Raw genomic sequence first — 25462 nt, forward strand, 5'->3', positions numbered from 1 at the left:
GTCCTTCTCCCGCCTGCGGGAGATGGTGTCCGCAGGGCGGATGGGGGCAGCCCCCGCCCGGAACCGCACTCAACGGCGCGCAGCGTCTTGGTCACCTCCAGCGCCACGCCCCGGACGGGCAGCGCAACCGAAAATGCCTCGTGGCAGCACCATCGCCTCCATTTTTTTCCGCACCACTCTTCCCCAACCCAATCGGAGCATTCCCATGAAAATCGCACTCATGAATGAGTTCAGTCAGGCTGCCAAGAACCCGGTGATCCTGCAGCAGCTCAACGACGTCGCCGGCGAGCAGGGCCACAGCGTCTTCAACGTCGGCATGGACGGCGACAACGATCACCGCCTGACCTACATCCACCTGGGCATCGCCGCCAGCCTGCTGCTGAACTCCAAGGCCGTGGACTTCGTCGTCGCCGGCTGCGGCACCGGCCAGGGCGCGATGATGTCGCTCAATGCGCATCCGGGCGTGTTCTGCGGCTATTGCATCGAGCCGACCGACGCCTACCTGTTCGCCCAGGTCAACAACGGCAACGCGCTGTCGCTGGCGTTCGCCAAGGGCTACGGCTGGGGCGCGGAAATCAACGTGCGCTACATCTTCGAAAAGGCCTTCAGCGGCGAGCGCGGCATGGGCTACCCGGCCGAGCGTCGCGAATCGCAGGCCGCCAACGCGGGCATCCTGACCCAGGTCAAGCAGGCCACCGCCAAGTCCTACCTGGACGGCCTGCGCGCCATCGACCCGGAGCTGATCAAGCAGGCCGTGGGCGGCGAGCGTTTCCAGCAGTGCTTCTTCGACAATGCCCAGGACGCAGAGATCCGCAACTTCGTCGCCGGCGTGCTGGGCAAGCCGGAAGCCACTGCAGCAGCTGCATAATTAGCCAATGCGTTTTGGCCCCTCTCCCGCCGCGAGAGGGGTTGGGGTGAGGGTACGGCGGAAGACTGCTGGCCTGAACGGGGAGGCTTGAAAGGCTTGAGACGCAGTACGGCCGTCCAACATTTCCTGTGCCGCCGTACCCTCATCCGCCCTTCGGGCACCTTCTTCCGATGGGAGAAGGAAACAGTGTCGCGGACTTAGCATTTTTCCCGGAGCCCACCATGCGCCTGCTGTTGTTCGCATTGCTGTTGCTCTGCGCAAATAGCGCCCGTGCCGATCCACACCGCATCTTCATTGCCGGCGATTCCACCGCTGCCGAATACGGTGCCGAGCGTGCGCCGCAAGCCGGCTGGGGCCAGATGCTGCAGGAGTGGTTCGACCCGGCGCAATGGCAGGTGCGCAACCACGCCAAGGGCGGCCGCAGTACCCGTAGTTTCATCGCCGAGGGGCGCCTGGACGCCATCGCCAAGGACCTCCGTGCCGGCGACGTGCTGCTGATCCAGTTCGGCCACAACGACGCCAAACACGAAGATCCAACCCGCTACACCGACCCGCAGGGCGACTATCAGCAGTTCCTGCGCCGTTATATCGCCGCCGCGCGCGACAATGGCGCCACGCCGATCCTGATCACGCCCGCTGCCCGTCTGCTCTACGACTTCGGCGCGCTGCTCGACACCCACGGCCGCTACACCCTGGCCATGCAGCAACTCGCCGCGCAGGAACAGGTTGGCCTGATCGATCTCAACGCCAGTTCCAGCGACTGGATCCGCGCCCTCGGCGAACAGGCGGCCAGACCGTACTTCCTGATCGTTCCCGAACAAGGCAAAGCCGACGGCACCCACTTCAGCCGCGCCGGCGCCACCGCCGTGGCGTGCCTGGTCGTGCATGGCTGGGTGCAGCTGCAACCCGCTCTCACGCCACAGTTGCGCCGCGATGCCGATTGCGGCGCCGCGCCCGATACTGCCGCACAGCGCGCCGCACAGGCACACCCTTCGCTGGTGGTGCACGAGCGCGACCTCGCCCGCACACAATCCGGCCCGCATGGCGGTGCCGGCCCCACCACGGCGTATCCGTTCTTCGCCGATGCCCCCGGGCTGAAGTTCGTCCTGCGCAAGCGTGTGTTGCACAAGGGCGCCGGCATCGGCCTGCACCTGCACTACAAGGACGAGATCTATTACATCGTCAGCGGCCGCGGCCTGTACGCGCTGGATGGCAAGCAATACGCAGTCGCTGCCGGCGATGCGTTGCTCACGCGGCCGGGAAGCACGCATGCGCTGCAGCAGACCGGCGACGAGGACCTGATCGTGCTGCTGGCATACACGGTCAAGCCAGCGGGCTGAACCCTGCACGGTACTCGTCGCGCAGGATGCGTGATGCGCACCACGGTGCCGGTGGGAGTGCAGGGCGCTGCGTACCGCCGATGCCTCACCTTCGGCCGTATCCGCCGCCGCCATCGCCGCCATCGAACGTGCCTTCCGGCTGTTGGCACGCAAGCGGAACGGAGGCCTGCCTGCTATCACACCCGGCGCTTGCACCAGAAGCGTTATGCGCTGTCTGCCAGCGCTGCGCGAGCTGTCTCGGATGATCCGCAGGCACGCTGCGTTGCCCGCAGCGCCTGCGCCGCTCAGGCCTTGTCCACCCCGTAGTGCGCCAATCCCAGCCGCGCCAGGTCGCCAAGGTGGCGGTAATACACCTCTTCCCAGCCTTGCACGCGCTGGCGGTCGGTCTCGTTCATCGCGTCGAGGATGTCTTCGATGCTGAGCAGGTCCGGGTCTTCTTCCAGGCGTTCGAACACTGCGCCCAGGCCCTCGATGGCCTGCCGCGTCTGCGCCGCGCCCATGGCCGCCAGCCCGCGTAGCGCATCGCTGCGGGTGGCGGCGTCCCAGCGGTCGAAGTAGCGTGCATAGCCGCTCTCGCTCATGTCTGCATCCAGCCGCGCCAATGCCACCAGCTCGCGTTCGCCCGGCGACAGGGCATCCATGCGTCCGCGCTGCGCGGTAAGCCTGGCCTGCGCGCGTGCGACGTGGCGGCGCCACAGCAACTCGGGCATGTTGAGCAGGCCGTCGGCCGTGGGCGGTGCGATCGCCGGCCAGTTCACGCCGAAGCTATCGTCGGTCAGTTGCCAGTGCGCACGCTGGGGCGGCGCGGCCCGCTGCAGGAGGCGATGGGCCTGGATGGGCTCGTCGATGCGCATGCCGTTGGCCAGGGTGAACAGCAGGCGGGTGTCGTCCAGCTCCAAGCGCCGGATGCGAAGCTGCGTCAGGTCCATTGAGCGAAGGCGGTATGGGGAGGTTTGACCATAGTCCGGCTCGGCAGTGGTGTCGAGTCGGTGCAGCCTCACACGTCGCCGTCTGTACTCCAGCCCTGGCCGCTGCCACGCTGGATGACCCGATCGGTGTCCAGCACCTCGCCGGCCGGCACCTGCGCCTGCTGCGCAAGATCGGCATAGATCGGGGTGAAATCCGGCGCGGTGGCGCTCATCAACTGCGCAAAGCTGTCGATGACGAAGTAGGTCTTCTGGAAGCTGTCGATGCGGTAGCGCGTGCGCATGATGCGTTGCAGGTCGAAGCCGATCCGGTTGGGCGCCGGCGATTCCAGCGAGTGCAGCGATTCGCCCTTCGACGACACGATGCCGGCACCGAAGATGCGCAGCCCCTGCGGTGTGGCGATCAGGCCGAACTCCACCGTGTACCAGTACAGGCGCGTCAGGTTCTGCAGCGCGTCCGCGCCGATGCAGTGCGCCTTGACCCCGCCGCGGCCGTAGGCCTGCATGAAGTCGGCGAACACCGGGTTCATCAGCAGCGGCACATGCCCGAACAGGTCGTGGAACAGGTCCGGTTCGGCGATGTAATCGATCTGGTCCGGGCGGCGGATCCACCAGGTCACCGGGAAACGCTGGTTGGCCAGATGATCGAAGAAGTCCAGCTCCGGCAGCAGGCCTTCCACGCCCACCAGGGTCCAGCCGGTGGCCGCCTGCAGCACCGCGTTGAGTGCGTCGAAGCGGGGGATCTGCGTATCGTCCATGCCCATGGCGTCCTGTGCCTGCAGGAATTCATCGCAGGCGCGGCCGACCAGCAACTCGCGCTGGCGCCGGTACAAGGTGCCCCAGGTGGCGTGGTCGTCGGTGCTGTAGCCCTCCCATGGCTGGTCGATCACGGCGGTGGTATAGACCGGCACATAGCCCTTGTCGGTGAGCTGGTTTTCGACACGGCGCGAGCCGGTATTCATGCGGGCAGGAGGTCCGTGGCGGCAGGCGTTCACCTTAGCCGGATCGCGGCGCAACAGGATTGCGAATCTTGCGCAACCAGGCGGCTGGCGCGCAAGATTCGTGCCTCTTCTTCTGCTGCTGCGCAACATATGGATCAGCCCGTCGCCCTGGACCGCACCGATCTGCGGTTGCTCGCCCTGTTGCAGACGCAGGGGCGCAGCAGCAACGCCGAACTCGCCGTGCAGGTGAATCTTTCCGCCTCGGCCTGTCTGCGCCGCACCCAACGGCTGGAGGCGGCCGGCATCATCGCCGGCTATGGCGCGCGGCTGGACGCGCGTGCGCTGGGACTGGGGCTGCAGGCCTTCGTGCGGGTACAGCTGGAACAGCATGGCCAGGCCGACATCGAGTTGTTCGCCGATGGCGTCCGTGGCTGGGATGAGGTGGTGGCGTGCTGGGCACTGACCGGCGACATGGATTACCTGTTGCAGGTGCAGGTGCGCGACCTGGAGCACTTCTCGCGCTTCCTGCTCGACCGCCTGCTCAACGCCACCGGCGTGTCCGACGTCAATTCCAGCTTCGTGCTGCGCACGGTCAAGGCGCCTGAGGGCCTGCCGCTGTCGCATCTGGCGTGAGGGCAGCCGTCAATAAGGCCCTTCCAAGCGCGGAAGTGGCAGCCACCCGCCGCCGCCGAGCCACGCAAAACTTGCCTCGCAAACGATAACGATTTACATTTGCGTAACGTCTGGCCGCTCCGGCCACGTCCTTCTCGTCGATCCGCCAGCCTCGCCAGGCCAGCCAGTCCATCGCCTGAGCACGACGCCGACCCGACCCCTTGTGTCGCCCACGCCTGGCGTGCGCGCGCGTTCGACGAGAAACCGATGCCTGCAATTACCCCTGCACCGACCCCGCTGTCTGTCGCACTGCTGTGCGCGCTGACCCTGGCGCCCGCCGTCCACGCCGCCGACCTGGCCGAAGCCACCACCCTGGACCAGGTCAACGTCAACGGGACAGTGAGCCGTGCGCAGCCGGCCACCACCACGCGGCTGCCGCTGACCCTGCAGGAAACCCCGCAGTCGGTGAGCGTGATCGGCCTGCAGCGGCTGGAAGAGCAATCGCTGTTCAGCATCGACGATGTGATGCGCAACGTCACTGGCGTCAACGTCTCGTTCTACGACACCCAGCGCCCGCTGTATTTCGCGCGCGGGTTCCAGATCACCGACTTCCAGATCGACGGCCTGCCCACCTACAGCGGCGCCACCAACCAGGAATACGACACGGTCTTCTACGACCGCATCGAAGTGATCCGCGGCGCCAACGGCCTGCTCACCGGTGCGGGCATTCCCTCGGCCACGGTGAACCTGCTGCGCAAGCGCCCCGGCAAGGAGTTCGATGCCTCGTTCGCAGTGAGTGCGGGCACCTGGGATTTCCGCCGCATGCAGGCCGATGTCAATGCGCCGCTGACCAGCGACGGGCGCTTTCGCAGCCGCGTGGTGGCCGCCTGGCAGGACCGCGATTACTATTACGACCGCTATCACGACAGCAAGATGTCCGGCATGGCGGTACTGGAAGGCGACCTGACCGACAGCACCACGCTCACCGTCGGCTACCAGCGCCAGGACAACACCCCGGTCGGGTCGACCTGGGGCACGGTGCCGTTCTTCGCCGCCGACGGCACATTTGCCAACCTGGCGCGTTCCACCAACATGGCACCGGCCTGGACGCGCTGGCAGCGCGAGACCAGCACCGCGTTCGCCAACCTCGAACAACGCTTCGGCGAGGACTGGTTGTTGCGCGTCAACTACGCGCACACCAAGGGCCAGGTGCAGAACATGCGCGTCTACGGCACCGGTTACCCGGCTGCCGATGGCAGCGGCGTATTCCTGCGCACCGCGGCCGGCGAAACCGAAGACGCCCGCGACGGCGTGGACGTGTATCTGTCCGGCGGCTTCTCGCTGTTCGGCCGCCAGCACGACGTGGTCATCGGCGGCAGTTGGCAGGACCTGCAGTCCACCGCCTATCCCACCGCACAGACCTATCCCGCCGACTGGGCCACCTGCGGCAGCGAACGTTGCTATTTCATCCCGAACATCCGCAACTGGGACGGCGACATTTCCGAAGTGACCTACGCACGCACCGGCCGGCGCAACGAAGCGCGGACCACCCAGCGCGGCGTGTATGCCTCCACGCGGTTTCGCCTGGCCGATCCGCTGTCGTTGATCGCTGGCGCGCGCCTGAGTTCGTGGGAGACCCGCACCCAGGCCGTCAATGCGGCCGGTGCCTACACCAGCACCAGCGGCCGCTACGAAGTGAGCGATGAAGTCACGCCGTATGTGGGCCTGGTCTACGACATCGTGCCGGACGTGTCGGCGTATGCCAGCTACACCGAAATCTTCAACCCGCAGAATTACCGCGACAAGGACAACAACCTGCTTGCGCCGGTGGAAGGCTCCAACCTGGAGGCCGGCATCAAGGCGCAGTTGCTCGGTGGTCGCGCGATGGCCACTGCGGCGGTGTTCGAGGCCAGGCAGGACAATTACGCACTGCGCGACATGACCCAGCCGGAAGCCTCGCTGCCGGACGGTAGCTCGGCCTATATCGGCGTGGACGGCACCAAGAGCCGCGGCTGGGAGGTGGACTTCAACGGCGAAGTGCTGTCCGGTTGGACCGTCAACGCCGGCTACACCCACGTCAAGGTCACCCGCGCGCCCACCGATGCGATCTACGCCAACCTGCCCGAAGACTATCTGCAGCTCTCCACCCAGTGGCGCCTGCCGGGCGCATGGGACCGCCTGAGCATCGGCGGCGGCGTCAGCTGGCAGAGCGCGGTGCGCGGCGTCAATATCGAACGCCCCACCGGCGATGGCAGCGGCGCCACCACCCCGGTCACGGTGGTGCAGAACCCGTACGCACTGGTGCACTTCAACGCCAACTACCGCTTCAGCGACCAATGGACCGCCACGCTGGCGGTGCGCAATGCGTTCGACAAGACCTATTGGGCGAACCTGGACTACCAGAACTACGGCGAACCGCGCTTCGTCAGCGTGTCGCTGCGCTGGAGGTACTGAGGGCTTGCGGAGACATCGGTAGAGCTGCGCGGCCGGGGCCGCTCCTGCACGGAGCGGTTTGCGGCGGTTGCAGGTGCCCGCACAAAAATGCGCCCGTGGTGTAGGAGCGGCCCTGGCCGCGAAGCCGTACCGATCACCCAGACGGCGGCGCCTCTGGCACCGCATCGGTCATCCAGCGGTATCCGCTGCGACGGCGTTGTCTTCGATTGGACAGACGCGAAGCGTTACGCGTGATGCCGCATGGCTGGGGCGGTATTGAGGGCTTGCGGAGACATCGGTGGAGCTGCGCGGCCGGGGCCGCTCCTGCACGGAGCGGCGCTTGCAGGTGCCCGCAGAAAAAATGCGCCCGTGATGTAGGAGCGGCCCTGGCCGCGAAGCCGTACCGATCACCCAGACGGCCGCTGCGCCGTGGCGCGGTGCGGTCGCCAGCCCCCTCATCGGACCTGCAGCCGCTTCACGGCGCCACGCAGTCCTCGTCCTTGCCGCGCAGCTTGTCCCAGCGCGTGCGCTGTTCCAGGCAACGCTGGTAGGCCTGTTGTTTTGCGGCGGCCGCCTGCTCGGCCGCATTGCGCACCGCGCTGCTGCGTGCGGCCTGCAACTGCGCGATCTTGGCGCGGATCTGCGGCATCGCCGCCATCGCTGCGCGCTCGCCTTCCAGGATCGCGGTGCCGCGCTGGTTGAAATCGGCCGAGCCGATATCGCTGACCTTGGGGCGAATCACCACGTCGGCGCGCGTGAGTTCGGCTTCGCCCAGGCGCTGGCCCATGATCGAGATCGATTGATTCACCGTTCCCAGCAGATCGCCCGGATTTTTTCCGCTGGCCTTGCTGGAAATGTCCACCGCCACCACGAACTCGGCGCCCAGCTGGCGCGCGGCATCCACCGGCACCGGGCTGACCACGCCGCCGTCGACGAAGTGATAGTTGCCGATGGTCACCGGCTCGAACACGCCGGGAATGCTGCTGGACGCACGCACTGCCTGACCGGCATTGCCACGCACGAACACGATCCGTTCACCGTCTTCCAGGCGCGTGGACACGGCCGCGAACGGCTTGCGCAATTTCTCGATCGGCTTGCCGCCGAGTTGCGCATTGACGTAGTCCTGCAGCTTTTGCCCCTGCACCAGGCCGCCGGACAACAGCCGCACATCGCGGATGCTGGTCTGGTCCAGCGCAACGGCTTTTTCCTGCATCTGGAAGGCGTCCATGCCACTGGCATACAACGCGCCGACCACGCTGCCGGCACTGGTGCCCGACACCACCACCGGCGCAAACCCGTTGGCCTCCAGCATCTTGATCACGCCGATATGCGCAAAGCCCTTGGCCGCGCCGCCGCCAAGCGCGATGCCGATCTTCACCGGCTTGGGTGCAGTGGCCGAAGGCGCCGGCACTACCGGCGCAGGTGGTGCCGGGCGCGGCTGTCCACCGCAGGCCGAGAGCAGACCGAGCACGGACAACAGGGCAAGCGAGCGGGGGCGGCGGAGCGCGGTCATGGCGAAAACGTCGATGGGAAAGGCGAGGGAGAATACACGCGCGCCGAGACGATCGCTGCGCTCGTGAGCCTCCCTTACAGAGGGAAAGACGCGTCGATTCCGCAAGAACAGCCGCTGGCTGCGCTCGGACTGCCGTCATGGCACCAATCGCCCGGTACTTCGCCCTTCTCCCGCCGGGACATTGTCCATCCTTGATGGAGGAGAAGGTGCCCGACGGGCGGATGAGGGTACGCGCGAAGCCACGTGCAGTTGGAACGACACGAGGGCCTCGCCCCCGTACCCTCACCCCAACCCCTCTCCGGTGGGGAGAGGGGCTTAGACAGGACGGCACCGTGGTAGTGCGCAACCGCTCGGCCCGCACCACGCGTCCTTGGACCAACGTGCGACTGCACAAATCACCGGCGCACTCAGCTGGCGCGTCACCCAATCAGAACCGGTTGTCGCCATCCAGCAGCCGCCCCAGACCGCCCAGCACCGAGCCCTCACCGCGTTGCTGGCCGCCGCCCTGCGGGGCAGCCTGCAGCATGCGGCCGGCCATGCGCGAAAATGGCAGCGATTGCAGCCAGACCTTGCCGGGGCCGGTGAGGGTGGCCAGGAACACGCCTTCGCCACCGAAGAACATGCTCTTCAGGCCGGCCACGCGGCGCACGTCCATGTCCACGCCGGCGTGGTAAGCAACCACGCAGCCGGTATCGACATCGATACGTTCGCCCGGGCCCAGCTCGCGCTCCATCACGGTGCCGCCGGCGTGCACGAACACCCAGCCGTCGCCTTCGAGCTTCTGCATGATGAAGCCCTCGCCACCGAACAGGCCGGTGAGGATCTTCTTCTGGAACGCGATGCCCAGCGACACTCCGCGGGCACCGGCCAGAAAGCTGTCCTTCTGGCAGATCAACCGCCCGCCGTGTTCGGACAGGCGCAGCGCCAGCACCGTGCCCGGGTAGGGCGCGGCAAACGCCACCTTGGCCTTGCCGCTACCGGCGTGGGTGAATACGGTGGTGAACAGGCTCTCGCCGGTGACCACGCGCTTGCCGGCAGAGAGCAGTTTGCCCATCAGGCCGCCGCCGCCGCCGCTCTGGCCGGCATGCGAGCCGTCGCCGAACACGGTGTCCATCTGCACGGCCGAATCCTTGTACATCAGGGCGCCGGCCTCGGCGATCGCGCTTTCGCCAGGGTCCAGCTCCACTTCGACGAACTGCATGTCATTGCCGACGATGCGGTAATCGATCTCGTCGGCACTGCCGGCCGCGCCGGTCAGCGGCGGCGGGGCGCTGCCGCCGCTCTGCAGCTCGGCCAGTTGCCGGGCAGGGGTCCAGCCATCGAGCCCGTCGCGCCAGGCCAGGGCATCGGGTTGGCGCTGGGCGTGCGCGCGCGCACTGGCATCGTCGAGCGGACCGATGCGGTCGGCCTGTCCGGGAACATGGAAATACCACTGGGCCATCGGGACGACTCCTGTCTGTGTGTGTGTGGAGTCTAGCCTTAGCCGCGTCCGCTGCGTCGCGTGTCCAAGGTCATGAGCTCCCGCAGCGGTCGTCAGGCGGGGTTCCCCACATCGCCGTCGCGACTGGACCTGACGCATCTGCGGATCCGGCGCTTGCAACTGGACGACACCCGCCTGCTGTTCACCTTGGCCGACGGCATGCGCATCCATGCGCCCATCGCCATCGCTGGTCCGTAGCGGGCTGCACATGGTGCGGCGCGCCGAAGCGGGTGCAGCCGGCGGCGGCCGTGCTACGCGCCCACTGTGGCCCAGTAACGCTCGCCATCGCGCTGGACCCGCACCGGGCCATCGAAGACCGCCGACAGGCTGGCATCGGTCAGCACCGCATCGCGGCTGCCATCGGCCACCACCTTGCCGGCGCGCAGCAGGATCACCCGCGCAATCTCCGGCACGATCTCTTCGATGTGGTGGGTCACCAGCACCAGCGTGATGCCTTGCTGGGCAAGGTGGCGCAGGGTGTCGAGCAGGTGCTGGCGCGCGACCAGATCCAGGCCGGTGGAGGGCTCGTCCAGCAACAGCGCCTGCGGGCGGTTGACCAACGCACGGGCGATCAGCACGCGGCGTGTTTCGCCGGCCGACAACGCGGCGAACGGGCGGTCCAGCAGCGGCAAGGCGCGCGCCAGGGTCAGCGCTTCGCGCGCTCGGGCACGCATGTCGTCGCTGATCTCGCGGTGCGGCGGCACCACGTAGCTGGCAAAGAAGCCGGACAGCACCGCGCTTTCCACATCCAGCCCCGGCATGTCGGACAGGTTGACGCTCAGATCGCCGGTGACGATGCCCAGCTGCGAGCGCAACCGGTCCACCTGCCAGCGCGTCTGCCCAAGCACCTTCACCGACGCCTGGCCATCGCCGCGCGCCAGCGGATACAGCTCGCGGGTGATGAGCTTGATGAAGGACGACTTGCCGCAGCCATTGGGCCCGAGGATGGCGGTGTGCTGCCCCAGCGCGATGCGCAAGGACAAGCTGTGCAGCACGCGAACCTGGCCGCGCATCACACTTGCCTGGTCGAGTTCGATCAACCCGGTAGCGTTTGCATCGGCAGCAGAAGAAGAAGAAACGGCAACAGTCATACGCAACGTCGGGTCGTGGGGGAAACGTGTGAACCGCTTTAGGAATGTAGGGCACACCCTACGCAAGCGAAGGGTGAAGTTTGCCGCGATCGCCCCCATCATGTCTGCACCAACCAACGAGATGCCGCCGCTGTGGACTTGCCGATGCTGCCCGACCCGATCATCGACTTCATGACGTCCGGCGTGGCTGGCCTGGGTGTCTGGGGCATGCTTGCCGTGCTGCTGGCGTTCACCCAGCTCACCATCTTTGCGGTGACCTTGTACCTGCATCGCAGCCAGGCGCACCGCGGTGTGGATTTCCACCCGGTGCTGGCGCACTTCTTCCGGTTCTGGACCTGGCTCACCACCTCGATGATCACCCGCGAATGGGTGGCGATCCATCGCAAGCACCACGCCAAGGTCGAAACCGACGAAGACCCGCACAGCCCGCAGACCAAGGGCATCGGCCAGGTGTTCTGGCGCGGCGTGGAGTTGTATCGGCAGGCGCGTGCCGAGCGTGCCGACATCGCCCAATACGGCAGGGGCGCGCCATCGGACTGGATCGAACGGCATCTGTATACGCCGCATGCCAATGCCGGCCCGATCGCGCTGGGCGTGATCAACACGCTGCTGTTCGGGTTGCCCGGCATTGCGCTGTGGGCGATCCAGATGGCATGGATTCCGTTCTGGGCCGCCGGCGTGGTCAACGGGCTGGGCCACTGGTGGGGCTATCGCAATTTCGAATCGGCCGACACCTCCACCAACCTCACGCCGTGGGCGCTGTGGATCGGTGGCGAAGAACTGCACAACAACCACCATGCCTTCCCCAGTTCGGCGCGTTTCTCGATGCGGCGCTGGGAGCTGGATATCGGCTGGATCGCCATTGTCGGCCTGCAGGCGCTGGGTCTTGCCAAGGTGCTGCGGGTGGCGCCGACGCTGGATATCCGCCCCAACATCGCCGTGCCCGATGCGGACACGCTCAAGGCCTTGCTGTCGCATCGCTTCCAGGCCATGACCGACTACCAGCGCAACGTGCTCAAGCCGGCACTGCGCGAAGAAGCCGCCGCCACAGGCGCCAAGTTGCGCGAATTGTTGCCGCGCCGTCTGCGCAAGGGCCTGGTCGACGATGGCCGCTGGCTGAAACCGGATGCACGCGCGCAGTTGCAGGCCTGGGTGGCGCAACGCCCGCGCATGCGTACGTTGGTGGAGTATCGCGCGCGTCTGACCGCGGTGCTGGAAGCGCGCAGTCATGATGCCGCCGAGCGGCTCAAGCAATTGCAGCAGTGGTGCCATGAAGCCGAAGCCAGCGGCAATGCCGCCCTGCAGGCCTACGCGGCACGGCTCAAGGGGTATGCGCTGAGTGGTGCGTAAGCGCAGCGGCGCGCTGGCGGCCAAGTGGGTCAGCGCGCCGAGCCGATCGAGCGGACGCCTGCTGCTGGCGCTCTGCCTGGGATGCGCCGCTGCAGGCGGTGCGCACGCCCAGGTGCAGGACAGCCAGGAGTATCTCAAGCGCATGGACACCGATGGCGATGGTCGGGTCGGCCGCGACGAATATCTGGCCTGGATGAGCTACGCCTTCGATCAGCGCGATACCGATCACGACGGCGTGCTGCAGGGCGAGGAGTTGCCCGGCCGGCGCGGCAAGCCGATCACCCGCGCCGCGTATCGCGCCACCTTGATCGAACGCTTCGCGCGCCAGGATGCCAACGGCGACGGCTACCTGAGCGCACGCGAGTTGCTGGCGCCGCCGCGCTGATGCACGCCTTCGCGCTCGGCCGACGTCGCCTTCGGCAAGCTCGAGCGCATGTTCACACTCGATCAGGTCAGCCGGCGCTACGGCCAGTCCCTCGCGCTCGACAACGTCAGCCTGGCGTTCGCCAGCGGCGTCACCACTGCGGTGATCGGGCCCAGCGGCGCCGGCAAGTCCACCGTGTTGCGCCTGCTGGTGGGTCTGGAATGGCCCGACAGCGGCACGGTCGCCGTCAATGGCACGCCACTGCGACGCGAGCAGCTACAGGCGCAGCGTCAGCGCATCGGCTACGTGATCCAGGAAGGCGGCCTGTTTCCGCATCTGGATGCGCACAGCAATGTGGTGTTGCTGGCGCAGACGCTGGGCTGGACGCGCACGCGCATCGATGCGCGCCTGCAGACGCTGTGCGCGCTGTGCCAGCTGCCGCCGGAGTTGCTGGCGCGCTATCCGGCCGAGCTGTCGGGCGGGCAACGCCAGCGCGTTGGCCTGATCCGCGCGCTGATGCTCGACCCACCGGCGCTGTTGCTGGACGAACCGCTGGGTGCGCTCGACCCCATCGTGCGCTACGACCTGCAGGAACAGCTGCGCGTGCTGTTTGCCCAGCTCGGCAAGACCGTGGTGCTGGTCACCCATGATGTCGCCGAGGCGGCATATCTGGCCGACACGCTGGTGCTGATGCGCGCCGGCCGCGTGGTGCAGCAGGGCAGTGCGCGCGCGCTGCGTGAGCACCCGGCCGACCCGTTCGTGCAGCGGTTTCTTACTGCCCAGCGCAGCATCGGCGACGCTGCATGAGCGCGCGTGCGGTTGTGGCGGTGCTGCTGTTGCTGTGCAGCCTGGGCGCACACGCTGCGCAGGTCACCGTGGGCTCGAAGAACTTCACCGAAGCAGTGATCCTGGGCGAAATCGCCACTGCCGCAGGCAAGCGGGATGGGGTGGATGTGCAGCATCGCGCCCAGCTCGGCGGCACGCGCATTCTGTGGCGCGCGCTGGAAACCGGGCAGATCGATGCCTACGCCGAATACACCGGCACCCTGGCGCAGGAACTGCTGCAGCTGCCCAAGGCCAGCCACGCCGAGCTGCGCGCCGCACTGGACGCGCGCGGGCTGGCGATGACGCAGTCGCTCGGCTTTCAGAACACCTATGCGTTCGGCATGTCGCGCGCGCGCGCGCAGGCGTTGGGCATCACCACGTTGTCGGAACTGGCGCGCCACCCGGGCTTGAAGATCGGGCTGAGCAACGAATTCATGCAGCGCGCCGACGGCTGGCCGGGCGTGCGCGCCGCCTATGCCCTGCCGCAAGCCGCTACTGGTCTGGATCACGACCTGGCCTATCGTGCGCTGCAAAGCGGCGCCATCGAGGTCACCGATCTGTACAGCACCGATGCGGAGATTGCGTATCACACACTGCAGGTGCTGCGCGACGACCGCCATTACTTCCCCGAGTACCAGGCTGTGTTCCTGTACCGCAAGGATCTGGCACAGCGTGCGCCGAAGATGCTGCAGACCTTGCAAGGCCTGCAGGGACGCATCGACGAAGCGGCGATGCAGCAACTCAATGCGCAGGTGAAGCTGCAGCGCAAGAGCGAATCTACGGTGGCCGCGCAATGGCTGGGCGTGAAGCCTGTCTCGGACACGGAGTCGCGCATCAGCCGGTTATGGCGTTATACCGGCGAGCATCTGGCACTGGTCGGCAGCTCGTTGGGAATGGCATTGCTGATCGCCCTGCCATTGGGCGTGCTGGCGGCACGACGGCCACGGCTGGGCCAGGTGGTGCTGTCGCTGACCGGCGTCCTGCAGACCTTGCCCTCACTGGCGGTGTTCGTCTTCATGATTCCGCTGTTCGGCATCGGCGCCAAGCCGGCGATTGCGGCGCTGTTTCTGTATAGCCTGCTGCCGATCGTGCGCAACACGCATGCCGGGCTGACCTCGATCCCACGCCAGCTGCGCCAGACCGCCGAAGCGATCGGCCTGCCGGCATGGACGCGGCTGTGGCGCATCGAACTGCCGCTGGCACGTCGCACGATCGTGGCCGGCATCCAGACCGCCGCCGTGATCGACGTGGGCACCGCGACCCTGGGCGCGTTGATCGGTGCGGGCGGTTACGGCCAGCCCATCCTCACCGGTATCCGCCTGGACGATATCGGCCTGATCCTCGAAGGAGCGGTGCCTGCCGCGCTGCTCGCATTGTTGGTACAGGCGGTGTTCGAGGGCCTGGAGCGCTGGGCGACGCCGCGCGGTTTGCGAATCGGCCAGCAGCGCTGAGACGCAGCCTGCTGGCGTGGGCTCGCCGTCGTCGAGCCTTATCGCAGCTGCATCCGCCCCGCCACCGCCAGCACCGGTCGCGTCCTTCTCCCACCAGCGTCAGTCACTTCCTTCTCCCACCAGCGTCAGTCATTTCCTTCTCCCGCCTGCGGGAGAAGGTGCCCGAAGGGCGGATGAGGGGCCCTGGCGCTTGTCCCCTTCGCTCAGCGCGAAGCCTTCGGTTATGCCCGGTCGCGGCCACGTCCGCTCCTACGCGCTGGGGCAGAGTGGTGACCGGGAACGCGGCGCGTACCTCAGCGTTCAACCGGAAGCGCTGCGATCACGCGGTCCAGCGCGTGGTCGGTGACATTCTCCCACCAGCGTCAGTCATTTCCTTCTCCCGCCTGCGGGAGAAGGTGCCCGAAGGGCGGATGAGGGGCCCTGGCGCTTGTCCCCCTCGCTCAGCGCGAAGCCTTCGGTTATGCCCGGTCGCGGCCAGGTCCGCTCCTACGCGCTGGGGCAGAGTGGTGACCGGGAACGCGGCGCATACCTCAGCGTTCAACCGGAAGCGCTGCGATCACGCGGTCCAGCGCGTGGTCGGTGACATTCAAATGCGGCGCCATCCTCAAGCGCCCGTGCCGGCGCGTGCAGATCACGCCGAGCGCGCCGAGCGTCGTTGCCACCGCGTCCAGCGCAGCGGCGGGCGGCTGCAGCGCGGTGAGATGCGGTGCATGTCCAGGCGTGCACCAGTCGCCCAGGCCACGCGCGTACAAGGCGGCGTCCCACCGCTTGGTCAGGCTGCCCAGCGCCTGTGCGATGCGCACCGGCTGCCATGCGCTGACCTGCTGCAGCGCGGCCGTCGCCATCGCAATGCGCAGCGGGTCGGCCACGCCGCCGGCATCGAACCGACGCGCACCGTCGCGATACTGCGGCGCGTGCGCAATGGGAAATTCCCAGCTGCTGGCGGCATCGCGGCCGATCCAGTGTTCCTCGATCGGCACACCGTGTGCGCGCCAGTGCGGCGCCGCCCACAGCCAGGCCAGGCCCATCGGCCCCAGCAGCCATTTGTGGCCGACACTGACCACGAACTCCGGCTTCCAGCGCGGCAGATCGGTGGGCAACACGCCCAGGCTCTGGCTCAGGTCCAGCACCAGCGCCACTCCGCGTGCCTGCAGCGCGGCGCTGATGCGGTCCAGATCCAGTTGCCGCCCATCCAGCCAGTACGCCTGCGGCAGGCTGGCGATACGCAGCGCCGGGGTCTGGGCGATCGCCTGCAACACGGCATCGGTCAACACCGCGCCGGGGCTGGTGGGGACCGCCACGACCTGTCCACCCACCTCCGCGCAGCGGCGCTGCCAGATCAGCAGGTTGGACGGAAATTGCCCCTCCAGGACCAGCACGGCATCGCCGCGGTGCAGCGGCAGGTTGCGCGCGGCGGTGGCCAGGCCGTGTGCGGCCGATGGCAGCAAGGCCACCGCGTCGGCGTCGTGGTCGAACAGGCCAGCCGCAAGTGCGCGCAGGTGTTCGATCTGCTGCAGCCACGCATCGAAAGATAATTGCCAGGGCGCGGCCAGCGCATCCACGGCCTGGTGCGCCACCTGTTGCACCGCACGCAGCAATGGTCCGCGCGAAGCGGCGTCCAGATAAACGACTTCGCCGGGCAGCGCGAATGCCTGCTGGCGGTGTGTCCACTCCAGAGAGGCAGGGAGCGGGCTGGACAACAAGAACGATGACATGTTCATAGCTTACCGCTGCCTGCGATCGCGCCGACACGGCGCGTTCACGGGCGCTGCCCAAGCATACGGCGATGTCTGCACTCTCATCCTTGCTGGTCGACCACCAGCACCAGCAGCTCAGCCTGTTGGAACGCTACGCGCAGACTCGCGCGCTCAGCGATCGCCTCGCCGCACCCCTGAGCGCCGAAGACGCCATGGTGCAGAGCATGCCCGATGCCAGCCCCAGCAAATGGCATCTGGCGCATACCACCTGGTTCTTCGAACGGTTCGTGCTGCAGACCGATCCAGCCTACCGCGTGTTCGATCCGGCCTGGGACTTCCTGTTCAACAGCTACTACCAGAGCGTTGGCCCGATGCACGCGCGCGCGCGCCGCGGTGTGTTGTCGCGACCGTCGCTGCAACAGGTGCACGACTACCGCGCGGCGGTGGATACGCACATGCAGCAACGCCTGCGCGAGGGCCTGCTGGATGCGCAGGCCAGCACCATCGTGCAGCTGGGCATCCAGCACGAGCAGCAACATCAGGAGCTGCTGCTGACCGATATCAAGCATGCGCTGTGGAGTAACCCGTTGCAGCCTGCCTATCGCCAGACGCCTGCAGCGCCGCTGGCCGTTGGCAGTGCGGTGCGCTGGCATGCGCGCGACGAGCAGATTGCACAGATCGGCGCGCCCGCATGGCCGAACAGCGAGCGCTTCGCCTATGACAACGAGTCGCCACGTCACCGGGTACTGGTCGGTGCGCATGCGCTGGCCAGCCGCGTGGTCAGCAATGCCGAATTCCAGCAGTTCATCGACGACGGCGGCTACCGCAATGCCGGTGCCTGGCTCAGCGACGGTTGGTCGATGGTGCAGGCGCAGGGCTGGCAGCATCCGCTGTACTGGGATGCGCAGGGGCGCGAGTTCACCCTGGACGGATGGCGCGCGCGCGATCCGCATGCGCCGGTCTGCCATCTGAGCCTGTTCGAGGCCGACGCCTTCGCGCGTTGGGCCGGCGCGCGCCTGCCGACCGAAGCCGAATGGGAACTGGCCGCCACCGGCGTGCCGGTGCAGGGCAACTTCGTCGACAGCGACGCCTTGCATCCGCGCGGCGCGCAGGCCGTGGATACCGGCGTGCAGCAGTTGTTCGGCGATGTCTGGGAGTGGACCGGCAGCGCGTACCTGCCGTATCCGGGCTTCGTGCCGTGGCCAGGGTCGCTGGGCGAATACAACGGCAAATTCATGAACGCGCAATGGGTGCTGCGTGGCGGCAGTTGCGCCACGCCGGCCAGCCACATGCGCGCCAGTTATCGCAACTTTTTCCCCTCCGATGCGCGCTGGCAGTTTGCCGGTGTGCGCCTTGCCAAGGATCTGCCGTGAACGCTGCCGCCCATGCCATGCAACGCGCCCATGCTGCGCTGACCGATCTGCGTCCACAGCCGGACGACATCACCGCCGACGCGCTGGCCGGTCTGTCGCAGACGCCCAAGACCTTGCCCTCCAAGTATTTCTACGACGCGCGCGGCTCCCAGTTGTTCGAAGCCATCACCCGGCAGCCGGAGTACTACCTCACCGGCACCGAACTGGGGTTGCTGGAAGCCAGCATGGGTTCGATTGCCCAGGCCATCGGTGCCGGTGTGCACATGGTGGAATACGGCAGCGGCAGTGGCCGCAAGACCGAGCTGCTGCTGCAGGGCCTGCGTGATGTGGTGGCCTATACGCCGCTGGAAATCTCGCGCACTGCGCTGCTGGAAAGCACCGCACGGCTGGCCCGGCAGTTTCCGCAGATCCAGATGCTGCCGGTCTGCACCGACTTCACCAAGCCGCTGCGGCTACCGGATGCACAGCGTCCGGCGCGTCGCCATCTGGTGTTCTTCCCCGGCTCGACGCTGGGCAATTTCACCGACACCGCGGCCATCGCGCTGATGGATGCGATGCGCCAGACCATGGGCAGCGACGGCTGCGCGCTGATCGGCATCGATCTGGACAAGGACGCCAGCCTGATCGAGGCGGCCTACAACGATGCCGCCGGCGTCACCGCCGAGTTCACCTTGAACCTGCTGGCGCGGCTCAACCGCGAGATCGGCAGCGATTTCGATCTCGACGGTTTCCGTCACCATGCGGCGTATGCGCGCGAACGCGGTCGCATCGAGACCTTCCTGATCAGCCAGCGCGACCAGCGCGTCCAGGTGGGTGGGCAGGACATTGTCTTCGCCGAAGGCGAAGCGATGCAGGTCGAATACAGCTACAAATACACCGATGCGCGCTTTGCCGAACTGGCCGCTGCGGCCGGGCTCAAGGTCACCCATGGCTGGAACGATGCCAAGGACTGGTTCGGCCTGCGTCTGCTGCGTCCGCTGTAAGCGCGGGTGGTCAGCGCGCAGCGGCCGGCCGATGCGCAGATTGTCGCGGTCATGCGGCAGCTGCTGGCACAGCGGCTGCCGCAGCATTCCATCTGTCCTTCGGAGGTTGCGCGCGCACTGAGCGATGACGTGGCGGTGTGGCGTGCCTTGATGCCGCAGGTGCGCGCGGTTGCCGCCGATGCAGCAGGCAAGGGCCTGGTGCGCATCACCCAACAGGGCCGAACGGTGGACCTTGCCACCGCACGCGGGCCGATTCGCCTGATGCGTGGGCCGCATTTCGATTGACGTCGCATCGATTGGATACGCCGGCTGCCGTGTATAACGGTATTGAACCGATTACTCCTGCTGCAACAGCTTGCGCATACGGCTGCAAGCGTTGGCGATTTCCTCCACCAGAGCATCCAGGATCGGGTGCGCGAGGTCTTCTCGCGCAAGCGAGACAAGGAGTTCGTGCGCTCGATCGGGCATGTCGCTAACGGCCCGGCGCATCCATGCAAGGCACTCAGATGCATCCAGGCGCAATGTGCTGGCGACCTGTATCCAGTCGCTTGGACGGATGTCCCGCCAGCAATCATGGCTGCCCATCTTCATTGCCAGCTTGATCCGACGTCGCTGCAGCTGGGGATACGGCAGAGCACTGGAAAGGTCGTATAGCGGCGCCAGGCGAACCTGCCTGCCTTCGCCGAGCAGCAGTGAATAGTTCTTCGCATGCGCATCGGTGCCGCCGATCAGGTAATTGAAGACCAGGGCCTGGAACAAGGTTTCGACGTCTTGCCGCGGGTGCGACGAGTGCGTCCATACGAGTTGTGAGATCGCCTCCACCCCAGGACCGCCCTGGTTCTGATACTTGATGTGTGGATCACCCCCAGCGCCTGACAGGTATCTTCCTGGTGGATGCGCAGCAGCACTCCGTCGATAAGGATGCGGTCGTAACGTTCGACGCAAATGGCGGTTTCAGCGCCGACGCGCAGCGCCTGGGCGCCTGGGCGGCTGCGGTCGGCAGGCCGATGCTGTGCGCCAAGCGTAGACAGAACAGCTCGTTCTCGACGAACCCGTCGTATTCGCCGCTCGATGGTTTGAGGATATGCGTAGCCGGGATGCGTCCGGCCGGGATGGCCCATTGCAGGCCGTCGTGCAGCAATGCGATCTTGGCCTGCGCGCCGGCCAGGCTGAACTGTCCAACGTCATCGACTTGGCGCGCCGCACCGATGTCCTGGCGCAGCCTGCGCAAGCGTGCTTCCAGCTTGCCATCGGTGAGCGGTTCGATGCCATCGCTGGCGCCGGACAGGACATCCTCGAGCCTAGCTTCGGTGACGAACTGCACCGCACCAGCACAATCCTCGCCGACATGCGACAACAGGGCCAGCGGATTGCGCGGCGAAACCTGGAACCTGGATGCCCAGCGTTGCAAGATGGCTTCGTTGTCTGGCAGCAGGCCCCACAGCACTGCACTGATCGCCTCGGTCGGGTGATGTTCCTTGCTGAGGGGAAGGTTCAACGACAGCGGTATCGCATTTTTCGACTGCTGCCAGTCCGGCGCGCAGGTGAATCGTGGATGCCCACGCTTATCGGGCGCCAGATGGCCGATCACCTGGTTTTCGATCAGTGCGACCAGCCTCACGGATCGCGCTTCTTTTCAGAAGGTGTCGATATGACATTGGACAGTTTCGTTGCCTCGCCAATCTTCAAACTATCAGCTACCGTCTCGCCAACCTTCAAGTGATTAGCTGCTGATAACTGCTTATGCAAGTTTTCATTGGCTGGATCTTTTTTAACGCGTGCACCGATAATCGAGGGGTATTTATTTAATCCAGGGTTTTTCAGTCCATCGAGCGGCAAGGATTGATTCTTGAAGATGTTGTTGTTAAGGATGGTCTGATCAACGCAGCCGGAAAACGAAACACGCCACATCCGCCGCGCTGAGGGCGCTCAACCCCCCGGTTTTTTGCCGTTTTCGGCANTGCGCTTGCTGTTGTACTCCGCGTCGCCGAAGGTCAGTTGCATCGTCATCGTCCTGGTGCCTCTGTGCGATTGTCGCAGGATCAGGGGGAGTTGTTCAGAGTTTCCTTAAACGCATTGAAAACAGTCGTTCCCAACGATGGGTTGGCCCGGTTATGTTCAATGACCGCGTCGAGATTGATCGGCGTTACAGTGTGGCGATCAGGCGCGCGCACCTCCGAAACCTGAGCAACGCCTGGACCCATCATCAACTCCAGCCCCAGCGCCTGCAGCGCTCGTAGGATCAGCTGCAGCTCCGCACGCGGTTTGCCTTTCTCGATATCGACGATCCATTGCCGGCTCACGCCGATTTCGCGGGCCAGGCGAGCCTGATCCCAGCCCAGGCGTTTGCGCCTGGAGCGGATGATGTTGCCGACATCGGAAGGAGTGCGGACGGTATCCATGGTTACATTGGCATGCCGATCCTGCCCGCGCAATCAATCATCTTCACAAATTGTCGTTGAGCGGCGACATTAACGAAACGTAGTCGTTCGGCGACATCACGCCGTCTGCACCACATGCAACGCCTTCGGATTGCGCCATTGCGCCAGCAGCGCCGCTTCGCGCGCCTTGGCTTCCTGCAGGTGCGCATGCTTGATGTGGCCATAGCCGCGGATATGTTCGGGAATGCTGGCGATCTGTGCGGCCAGGCCGACGTTGTCGGCATCCAGCCGTTCCAGCAGTGTCTCCACGGTCGCACTGTAGTCGGCAATCAGCTGACGCTCGCCACGTCGTTCTGCGCTGTAGCCGAACAGGTCGAGCTTGCCGCCACGCAGGAACTTCAACCGCGCCAGCAGCTTGAAGGCGGTGAACATCCACGGCCCGTACTCGCGCTTGATCAGGTTGCCCTGCGCATCCTTCCTGGCCAGCAACGGTGGTGCCAGATGGAAGCGCACCGTGTAGTCGCCCTCGAACTGCTGCTGCAGCCGGCGCTGGAAATCGCCGCGTGTGTACAGCCGCGCCACTTCGTACTCGTCCTTGTAGGCCATCAGCTTGAAGGCGTAACGGGCGACCGCTTCGGTCAGTGCGCTGCTGCCGGGCACGCGCTGTGTCTCGTGGCTGCGTACGCGCTCGACCAGTACGCGATAGCGCTGCGCGTAGGCCGCATCCTGGTAGTCGGTCAGGAACGCGATGCGACGCGCGATGGCTTCTTCCAGCGACTGCGCCGGCTGCTCGTCGTCGAGCGGACGCATCGGCGCGTCGACATCGCCGTGCAGCGTGCTGCCGTCGGTTTGCGCCAACGCGCGTGGCGCGCTCTGGCCGCCGAGATCATGATCTTCCCAACTGCCCGGTCCACGTGCCGGCGGTGTGTCGGCATGCGTCGCTGCCGGCGTGCCCACGTGCGCCAAGCCCGCGGCGCGTTGTACCGCCGGCAGATCGATCGCAGCCAGGCGGCCCCAGGCGAATGCCTGCTGATTCATCGCAACTGCCGCGCCATTGAGTTCGATCGCACGCATCAGCGCCGCATGCGACAGCGGCACCAGTCCATGCTGCCAGGCGTAGCCCAGCACGAATAGATTGCTGGCAATCGCATCGCCCAACAACGCAGTTGCCAGCTGCGTGGCATCCAGCAACAGCGGCTCCTGGCCACCGAGCGCAGTGCGCACACCGGCGATGATTTCGGCAGCGGGAAACTGTAAGTCTGGTTGCGTGGTGAACGTGCCCGGCATTGCTTCATAGGTGTTGAGCACCACCTGCGTACGCCCGTCGCGCACCTTGGACAACGCCCAGTAATCGTTGACCACCACCATGTCGCAGCCCAGTACCAGATCCGCTTCGCCGGCAGCGATACGCACTGCGTGGATATCGTCGGGCTGGCGTGCGATGCGGATATGCGTGGTCACCGCGCCGCCTTTTTGCGCCAGGCCGGTCTGGTCCAGCACCGTGGCGCCCTTGCCTTCCAGATGCCCGGCCATGCCCAGCAGTGCGCCGATGGTCACCACGCCGGTGCCGCCGACGCCGGTGATCAGGATATTCCAGGGTTGCTCCAGCGCCGTGCGCTGCGGCGGTGCGGGAAGCGTCTCCAGCAATGCGCTGGCGTCGCGTTGTTTGCCCTTGCGCGGTGCGCCGCCATGCACGGTGACAAAGCTCGGGCAAAAGCCCGACACGCAGGAATAATCCTTGTTGCAGTTGGACTGATCGATCTGGCGCTTGCGCCCGAACTCGGTGTCTTTCGGCAACACCGACACGCAGAAACTCTTCTCGCCGCAATCGCCGCAGCCTTCGCACACCAGCGAATTGATCATCACCCGCTTGGGCGGGTCGATCAGCTTGCCGCGTTTGCGGCGGCGGCGTTTTTCGGTGGCGCAGGTCTGGTCGAAGATCAGGATCGACACGCCCTTGACCGTGCGCAGGTGCTGCTGCACGGCATCCAGTTCACCACGATCGTGAAACGCGATCTCAGGCGGAAACAGGTCACGTCGCCGTGTCCATTTGCCGATGTCGTCGCTGACCACCGCAATGTCGTGGATGCCTTCGGCACGCAGCTGATGCGCAATGTCGGGCACGGTGAGGGTGCCGTCCACCGGCTGCCCGCCGGTCATCGCCACCGCATCGTTGTAGAGGATCTTGTAGGTGATGTTGACGCCGGTGGCGACCGACTGCCGGATCGCCAGCGAGCCGCTGTGGAAGTAGGTGCCATCGCCCAGGTTCTGGAACACATGCGGGGTGTCGGTGAACGGCGCCTGCCCGGACCACGTGACGCCTTCGCCGCCCATATGGGTGAAGGTGTCGGTGGCGCGATTCATCCAGGTCACCATGTAGTGGCAACCGATGCCGCCCAGTGCACGCGAGCCTTCCGGCACGGCGGTGGAGGTGTTGTGCGGGCAGCCGGAGCAGTAATGCGGCACGCGCGGGAACTGCGCGCGCGGCAAGGCCATTTCCGCTTCCTTGGCCTCCATCCAGCGCAACCGTTGCTCGATCGAATCGGTATTGATCGTGCTCGATTGCAGCAGGCGCTGGATGCGTCTGCCGATCACCGCCGCGATGGTGGCCGGGGTCAACTCGCCGGTGGAGGGCAGAATCCACGCGCCCTGCTCGTCGTACTTGCCGACGATGCTCGGCCGCGCGCCGGCGCTGGCCGGCCAGTTGTAGAACAGCTCCTTCATCTGCCGCTCGATGAAGGCCTTCTTTTCCTCCACCACCACGATGTCTTCCAGCCCGTGCGCAAACGCGCTGATGCCCACCGGTTCCAGCGGCCAGGTCATGCCCACCTTGTAGACGCGGATGCCGATCTGCGCACAGGCGCGCGCATCCAGGCCCAGGTATTCCAGTGCCTGCAGCACGTCCAGGTAGCTCTTGCCGGTGGTGACGATGCCCAGCCGCGCCTGTGGGCAATCCAGCACCACCTTGTCGATGCCGTTGGCGCGGGCGAACGCCTGCGCGGCGGCCACTGCATAGCGATGCAGGCGCATCTCCTGGTCCACCGGCGGGTCGGGCCAGCGGATGCCCAAGCCCCCCGGCGGCAGTGCGAAGTCCTCCGGCAGCACGATGGTGCGCGCGAACGGGTCTACCTCGACCGAGGCGGACGATTCCACCGTTTCGGCAATCGTCTTGAAGCCGATCCAGCGGCCGGTGTAACGGCTCATCGCCCAGCCCAGCAAGCCCATGTCCAGGATGTCCTGCACCCCGGCCGGGTTGAGGATGGGCATCATCGCGCTGACGAACTCGTCTTCCGAACCGTGCGGCAGGGTCGAACTGCGGCACGCGTGGTCGTCGGCGGCCAGCGCCAGCACGCCGCCGTAGGGAGAGGTGCCGGCGGCATTGCCGTGCTTGAACACGTCGCCGCTGCGGTCCACGCCCGGGCCCTTGCCGTACCACATGCCGTACACGCCCTGCACCTTGGCGCCGGGGAACAGGTTGGTCTGCTGGGTACCCCAGACCATGGTGGCGGCCAGGTCCTCGTTGAGGCCGGGGGTGAAGGTCACCCTGGCCGCGTCCAGATGCTTGCGCGCGCGCCACAGTTCCAGGTCCAGCCCGCCCAGCGGGCTGCCGCGATAACCGCTGACAAAACCGGCCGTGTCCAGGCCGGCGGCCTGGTCGCGTAGCCGCTGCATCAACGGCAGCCGCACCAGCGCCTGCACGCCCGACAGGTAGATGCGGCCGTCGGCGCGCGTGTATTTGTGCTCCAGCGTGTAGTCCGCATCCACCTGGCCGAGCTCCGGCGTGTTGGCAGAGTCGGGAGAGGAAAGTGCTGCAGTACTGGTCATGGCGTGCCC

22 protein-coding genes and 1 pseudogene are annotated in these 25462 nt (G+C 66.3%); 12 read left to right on the forward strand and 11 right to left on the reverse strand.

All coding sequences use genetic code 11. From position 1 onward, the window contains the following. Positions 1 to 205: 205 nt before the first annotated feature. Positions 206 to 868, forward strand: a complete 663-nt coding sequence (locus XCSCFBP4642_RS0102030) for an RpiB/LacA/LacB family sugar-phosphate isomerase (protein ID WP_029218315.1) — start codon at positions 206 to 208, stop codon at positions 866 to 868. Positions 869 to 1089: 221 nt separating this feature from the next. Then, positions 1090 to 2208 (forward strand): GDSL-type esterase/lipase family protein, encoded by a 1119-nt coding sequence (locus XCSCFBP4642_RS0102035; protein ID WP_029218316.1) that lies wholly within the window; start codon positions 1090 to 1092, stop codon positions 2206 to 2208. 284 nt (positions 2209 to 2492) lie between these two features. Here the strand turns inward: XCSCFBP4642_RS0102035 and XCSCFBP4642_RS0102040 are convergent, their stop codons facing one another. Next, positions 2493 to 3137, reverse strand: coding sequence for a DMP19 family protein (locus tag XCSCFBP4642_RS0102040; protein ID WP_029218317.1), 645 nt, complete (start codon positions 3135 to 3137; stop codon positions 2493 to 2495). A gap of 68 nt (positions 3138 to 3205) precedes the next feature. Then, entirely contained in the window at positions 3206 to 4096 is an 891-nt protein-coding gene (phhA, locus tag XCSCFBP4642_RS0102045; protein WP_029218318.1) for a phenylalanine 4-monooxygenase, read from the reverse strand. A 129-nt stretch (positions 4097 to 4225) separates the two neighbouring features. Between phhA and XCSCFBP4642_RS0102050 the strand changes: the two genes are divergently transcribed. Together XCSCFBP4642_RS0102050 and XCSCFBP4642_RS0102055 are read left to right on the forward strand one after the other, a co-directional pair. Next, positions 4226 to 4708, forward strand: a complete 483-nt coding sequence (locus XCSCFBP4642_RS0102050; protein ID WP_029218319.1) for an Lrp/AsnC family transcriptional regulator — start codon at positions 4226 to 4228, stop codon at positions 4706 to 4708. Between the two features lie 246 nt (positions 4709 to 4954). Continuing rightward, a complete protein-coding gene (locus tag XCSCFBP4642_RS0102055; protein WP_029218320.1) occupies positions 4955 to 7141 on the forward strand; it encodes a TonB-dependent siderophore receptor in 2187 nt (728 codons plus the stop codon). 454 nt (positions 7142 to 7595) lie between these two features. Here the strand turns inward: XCSCFBP4642_RS0102055 and XCSCFBP4642_RS0102060 are convergent, their stop codons facing one another. Continuing rightward, positions 7596 to 8633: a patatin-like phospholipase family protein gene (locus XCSCFBP4642_RS0102060; RefSeq protein ID WP_029218321.1), complete on the reverse strand. Its 1038-nt coding sequence runs from the start codon at positions 8631 to 8633 to the stop codon at positions 7596 to 7598. Between the two features lie 427 nt (positions 8634 to 9060). Beyond that, positions 9061 to 10074, reverse strand: coding sequence for a TIGR00266 family protein (locus XCSCFBP4642_RS0102065; RefSeq protein ID WP_029218322.1), 1014 nt, complete (start codon positions 10072 to 10074; stop codon positions 9061 to 9063). Between the two features lie 123 nt (positions 10075 to 10197). Between XCSCFBP4642_RS0102065 and XCSCFBP4642_RS28085 the strand changes: the two are divergent. Next, positions 10198 to 10293, forward strand: a pseudogene (locus XCSCFBP4642_RS28085) (DMP19 family protein); the annotation flags it as partial. A 71-nt stretch (positions 10294 to 10364) separates the two neighbouring features. On the opposite strand, the gene XCSCFBP4642_RS0102075 reads toward XCSCFBP4642_RS28085, so the two are convergent. Continuing rightward, the gene (locus XCSCFBP4642_RS0102075; RefSeq protein WP_029218323.1) at positions 10365 to 11204 is read right to left on the reverse strand and encodes an ABC transporter ATP-binding protein; all 840 of its coding nucleotides are present in this window, start codon (positions 11202 to 11204) and stop codon (positions 10365 to 10367) included. A 144-nt stretch (positions 11205 to 11348) separates the two neighbouring features. Between XCSCFBP4642_RS0102075 and XCSCFBP4642_RS0102080 the strand changes: the two genes are divergently transcribed. The 4 genes from XCSCFBP4642_RS0102080 to XCSCFBP4642_RS0102095 are packed head-to-tail and all read left to right on the forward strand — an operon-like array spanning position 11349 to position 15194. Further along, the gene (locus XCSCFBP4642_RS0102080; RefSeq protein ID WP_029218324.1) at positions 11349 to 12554 is read left to right on the forward strand and encodes a DesA family fatty acid desaturase; all 1206 of its coding nucleotides are present in this window, start codon (positions 11349 to 11351) and stop codon (positions 12552 to 12554) included. 58 nt (positions 12555 to 12612) lie between these two features. Further along, positions 12613 to 12939 carry an EF-hand domain-containing protein gene (locus XCSCFBP4642_RS0102085; RefSeq protein ID WP_033898839.1) on the forward strand — a complete coding sequence of 109 codons (327 nt, stop codon included), beginning with the start codon at positions 12613 to 12615 and terminating at the stop codon, positions 12937 to 12939. A 48-nt stretch (positions 12940 to 12987) separates the two neighbouring features. Further along, positions 12988 to 13725, forward strand: a complete 738-nt coding sequence (locus XCSCFBP4642_RS0102090) for an ATP-binding cassette domain-containing protein (protein WP_029218326.1) — start codon at positions 12988 to 12990, stop codon at positions 13723 to 13725. Further along, positions 13722 to 15194: an ABC transporter permease/substrate-binding protein gene (locus XCSCFBP4642_RS0102095; RefSeq protein WP_029218327.1), complete on the forward strand. Its 1473-nt coding sequence runs from the start codon at positions 13722 to 13724 to the stop codon at positions 15192 to 15194. Before XCSCFBP4642_RS0102090 ends, XCSCFBP4642_RS0102095 begins: the two co-directional genes overlap by 4 nt. Positions 15195 to 15724: 530 nt before the next feature. Here the strand turns inward: XCSCFBP4642_RS0102095 and XCSCFBP4642_RS0102100 are convergent. Continuing rightward, positions 15725 to 16909: an aminotransferase class V-fold PLP-dependent enzyme gene (locus XCSCFBP4642_RS0102100; protein ID WP_029218328.1), complete on the reverse strand. Its 1185-nt coding sequence runs from the start codon at positions 16907 to 16909 to the stop codon at positions 15725 to 15727. Between the two features lie 71 nt (positions 16910 to 16980). Here XCSCFBP4642_RS0102100 and egtB point away from each other — a divergent pair, with 71 nt between their 5' ends. From egtB to XCSCFBP4642_RS0102115, 3 genes are read left to right on the forward strand one after another with little or no spacing between them, the layout of a single operon-like run. Then, a complete protein-coding gene (gene egtB / locus XCSCFBP4642_RS0102105) occupies positions 16981 to 18264 on the forward strand; it encodes an ergothioneine biosynthesis protein EgtB (protein ID WP_029218329.1) in 1284 nt (427 codons plus the stop codon). Next, positions 18261 to 19247 carry an L-histidine N(alpha)-methyltransferase gene (egtD, locus tag XCSCFBP4642_RS0102110; RefSeq protein ID WP_029218330.1) on the forward strand — a complete coding sequence of 329 codons (987 nt, stop codon included), beginning with the start codon at positions 18261 to 18263 and terminating at the stop codon, positions 19245 to 19247. The genes egtB and egtD overlap by 4 nt, the downstream gene beginning before the upstream one ends. Before the next feature lie 51 nt (positions 19248 to 19298). After that, positions 19299 to 19532, forward strand: a complete 234-nt coding sequence (locus tag XCSCFBP4642_RS0102115) for a DUF3253 domain-containing protein (protein ID WP_053329622.1) — start codon at positions 19299 to 19301, stop codon at positions 19530 to 19532. A 51-nt stretch (positions 19533 to 19583) separates the two neighbouring features. Here the strand turns inward: XCSCFBP4642_RS0102115 and XCSCFBP4642_RS30350 are convergent, their stop codons facing one another. The 5 genes from XCSCFBP4642_RS30350 to XCSCFBP4642_RS0102130 form a co-directional block, all read right to left on the reverse strand. Continuing rightward, complete coding sequence (locus XCSCFBP4642_RS30350; RefSeq protein ID WP_228325847.1) at positions 19584 to 20069, reverse strand: HipA domain-containing protein; 486 nt, start codon at positions 20067 to 20069, stop codon at positions 19584 to 19586. 37 nt (positions 20070 to 20106) lie between these two features. Beyond that, positions 20107 to 20868: a HipA N-terminal domain-containing protein gene (locus XCSCFBP4642_RS30355; protein ID WP_228325846.1), complete on the reverse strand. Its 762-nt coding sequence runs from the start codon at positions 20866 to 20868 to the stop codon at positions 20107 to 20109. Beyond that, positions 20865 to 21158, reverse strand: a complete 294-nt coding sequence (locus XCSCFBP4642_RS26245) for a hypothetical protein (protein ID WP_228325845.1) — start codon at positions 21156 to 21158, stop codon at positions 20865 to 20867. Before XCSCFBP4642_RS26245 ends, XCSCFBP4642_RS30355 begins: the two co-directional genes overlap by 4 nt. 131 nt (positions 21159 to 21289) lie before the next feature. Next, positions 21290 to 21649: a helix-turn-helix transcriptional regulator gene (locus tag XCSCFBP4642_RS23840; RefSeq protein ID WP_228325789.1), complete on the reverse strand. Its 360-nt coding sequence runs from the start codon at positions 21647 to 21649 to the stop codon at positions 21290 to 21292. Positions 21650 to 21745: 96 nt separating this feature from the next. After that, on the reverse strand, positions 21746 to 25453 hold the full coding sequence (locus XCSCFBP4642_RS0102130) for an indolepyruvate ferredoxin oxidoreductase family protein (protein WP_029218332.1): 3708 nt from the start codon (positions 25451 to 25453) through the stop codon (positions 21746 to 21748). Between the last annotated feature and the right edge of the window lie 9 nt (positions 25454 to 25462).

The sequence above is a fragment of the Xanthomonas cassavae CFBP 4642 genome (genome assembly GCF_000454545.1).
In the GTDB taxonomy this organism is placed as follows: domain Bacteria; phylum Pseudomonadota; class Gammaproteobacteria; order Xanthomonadales; family Xanthomonadaceae; genus Xanthomonas; species Xanthomonas cassavae.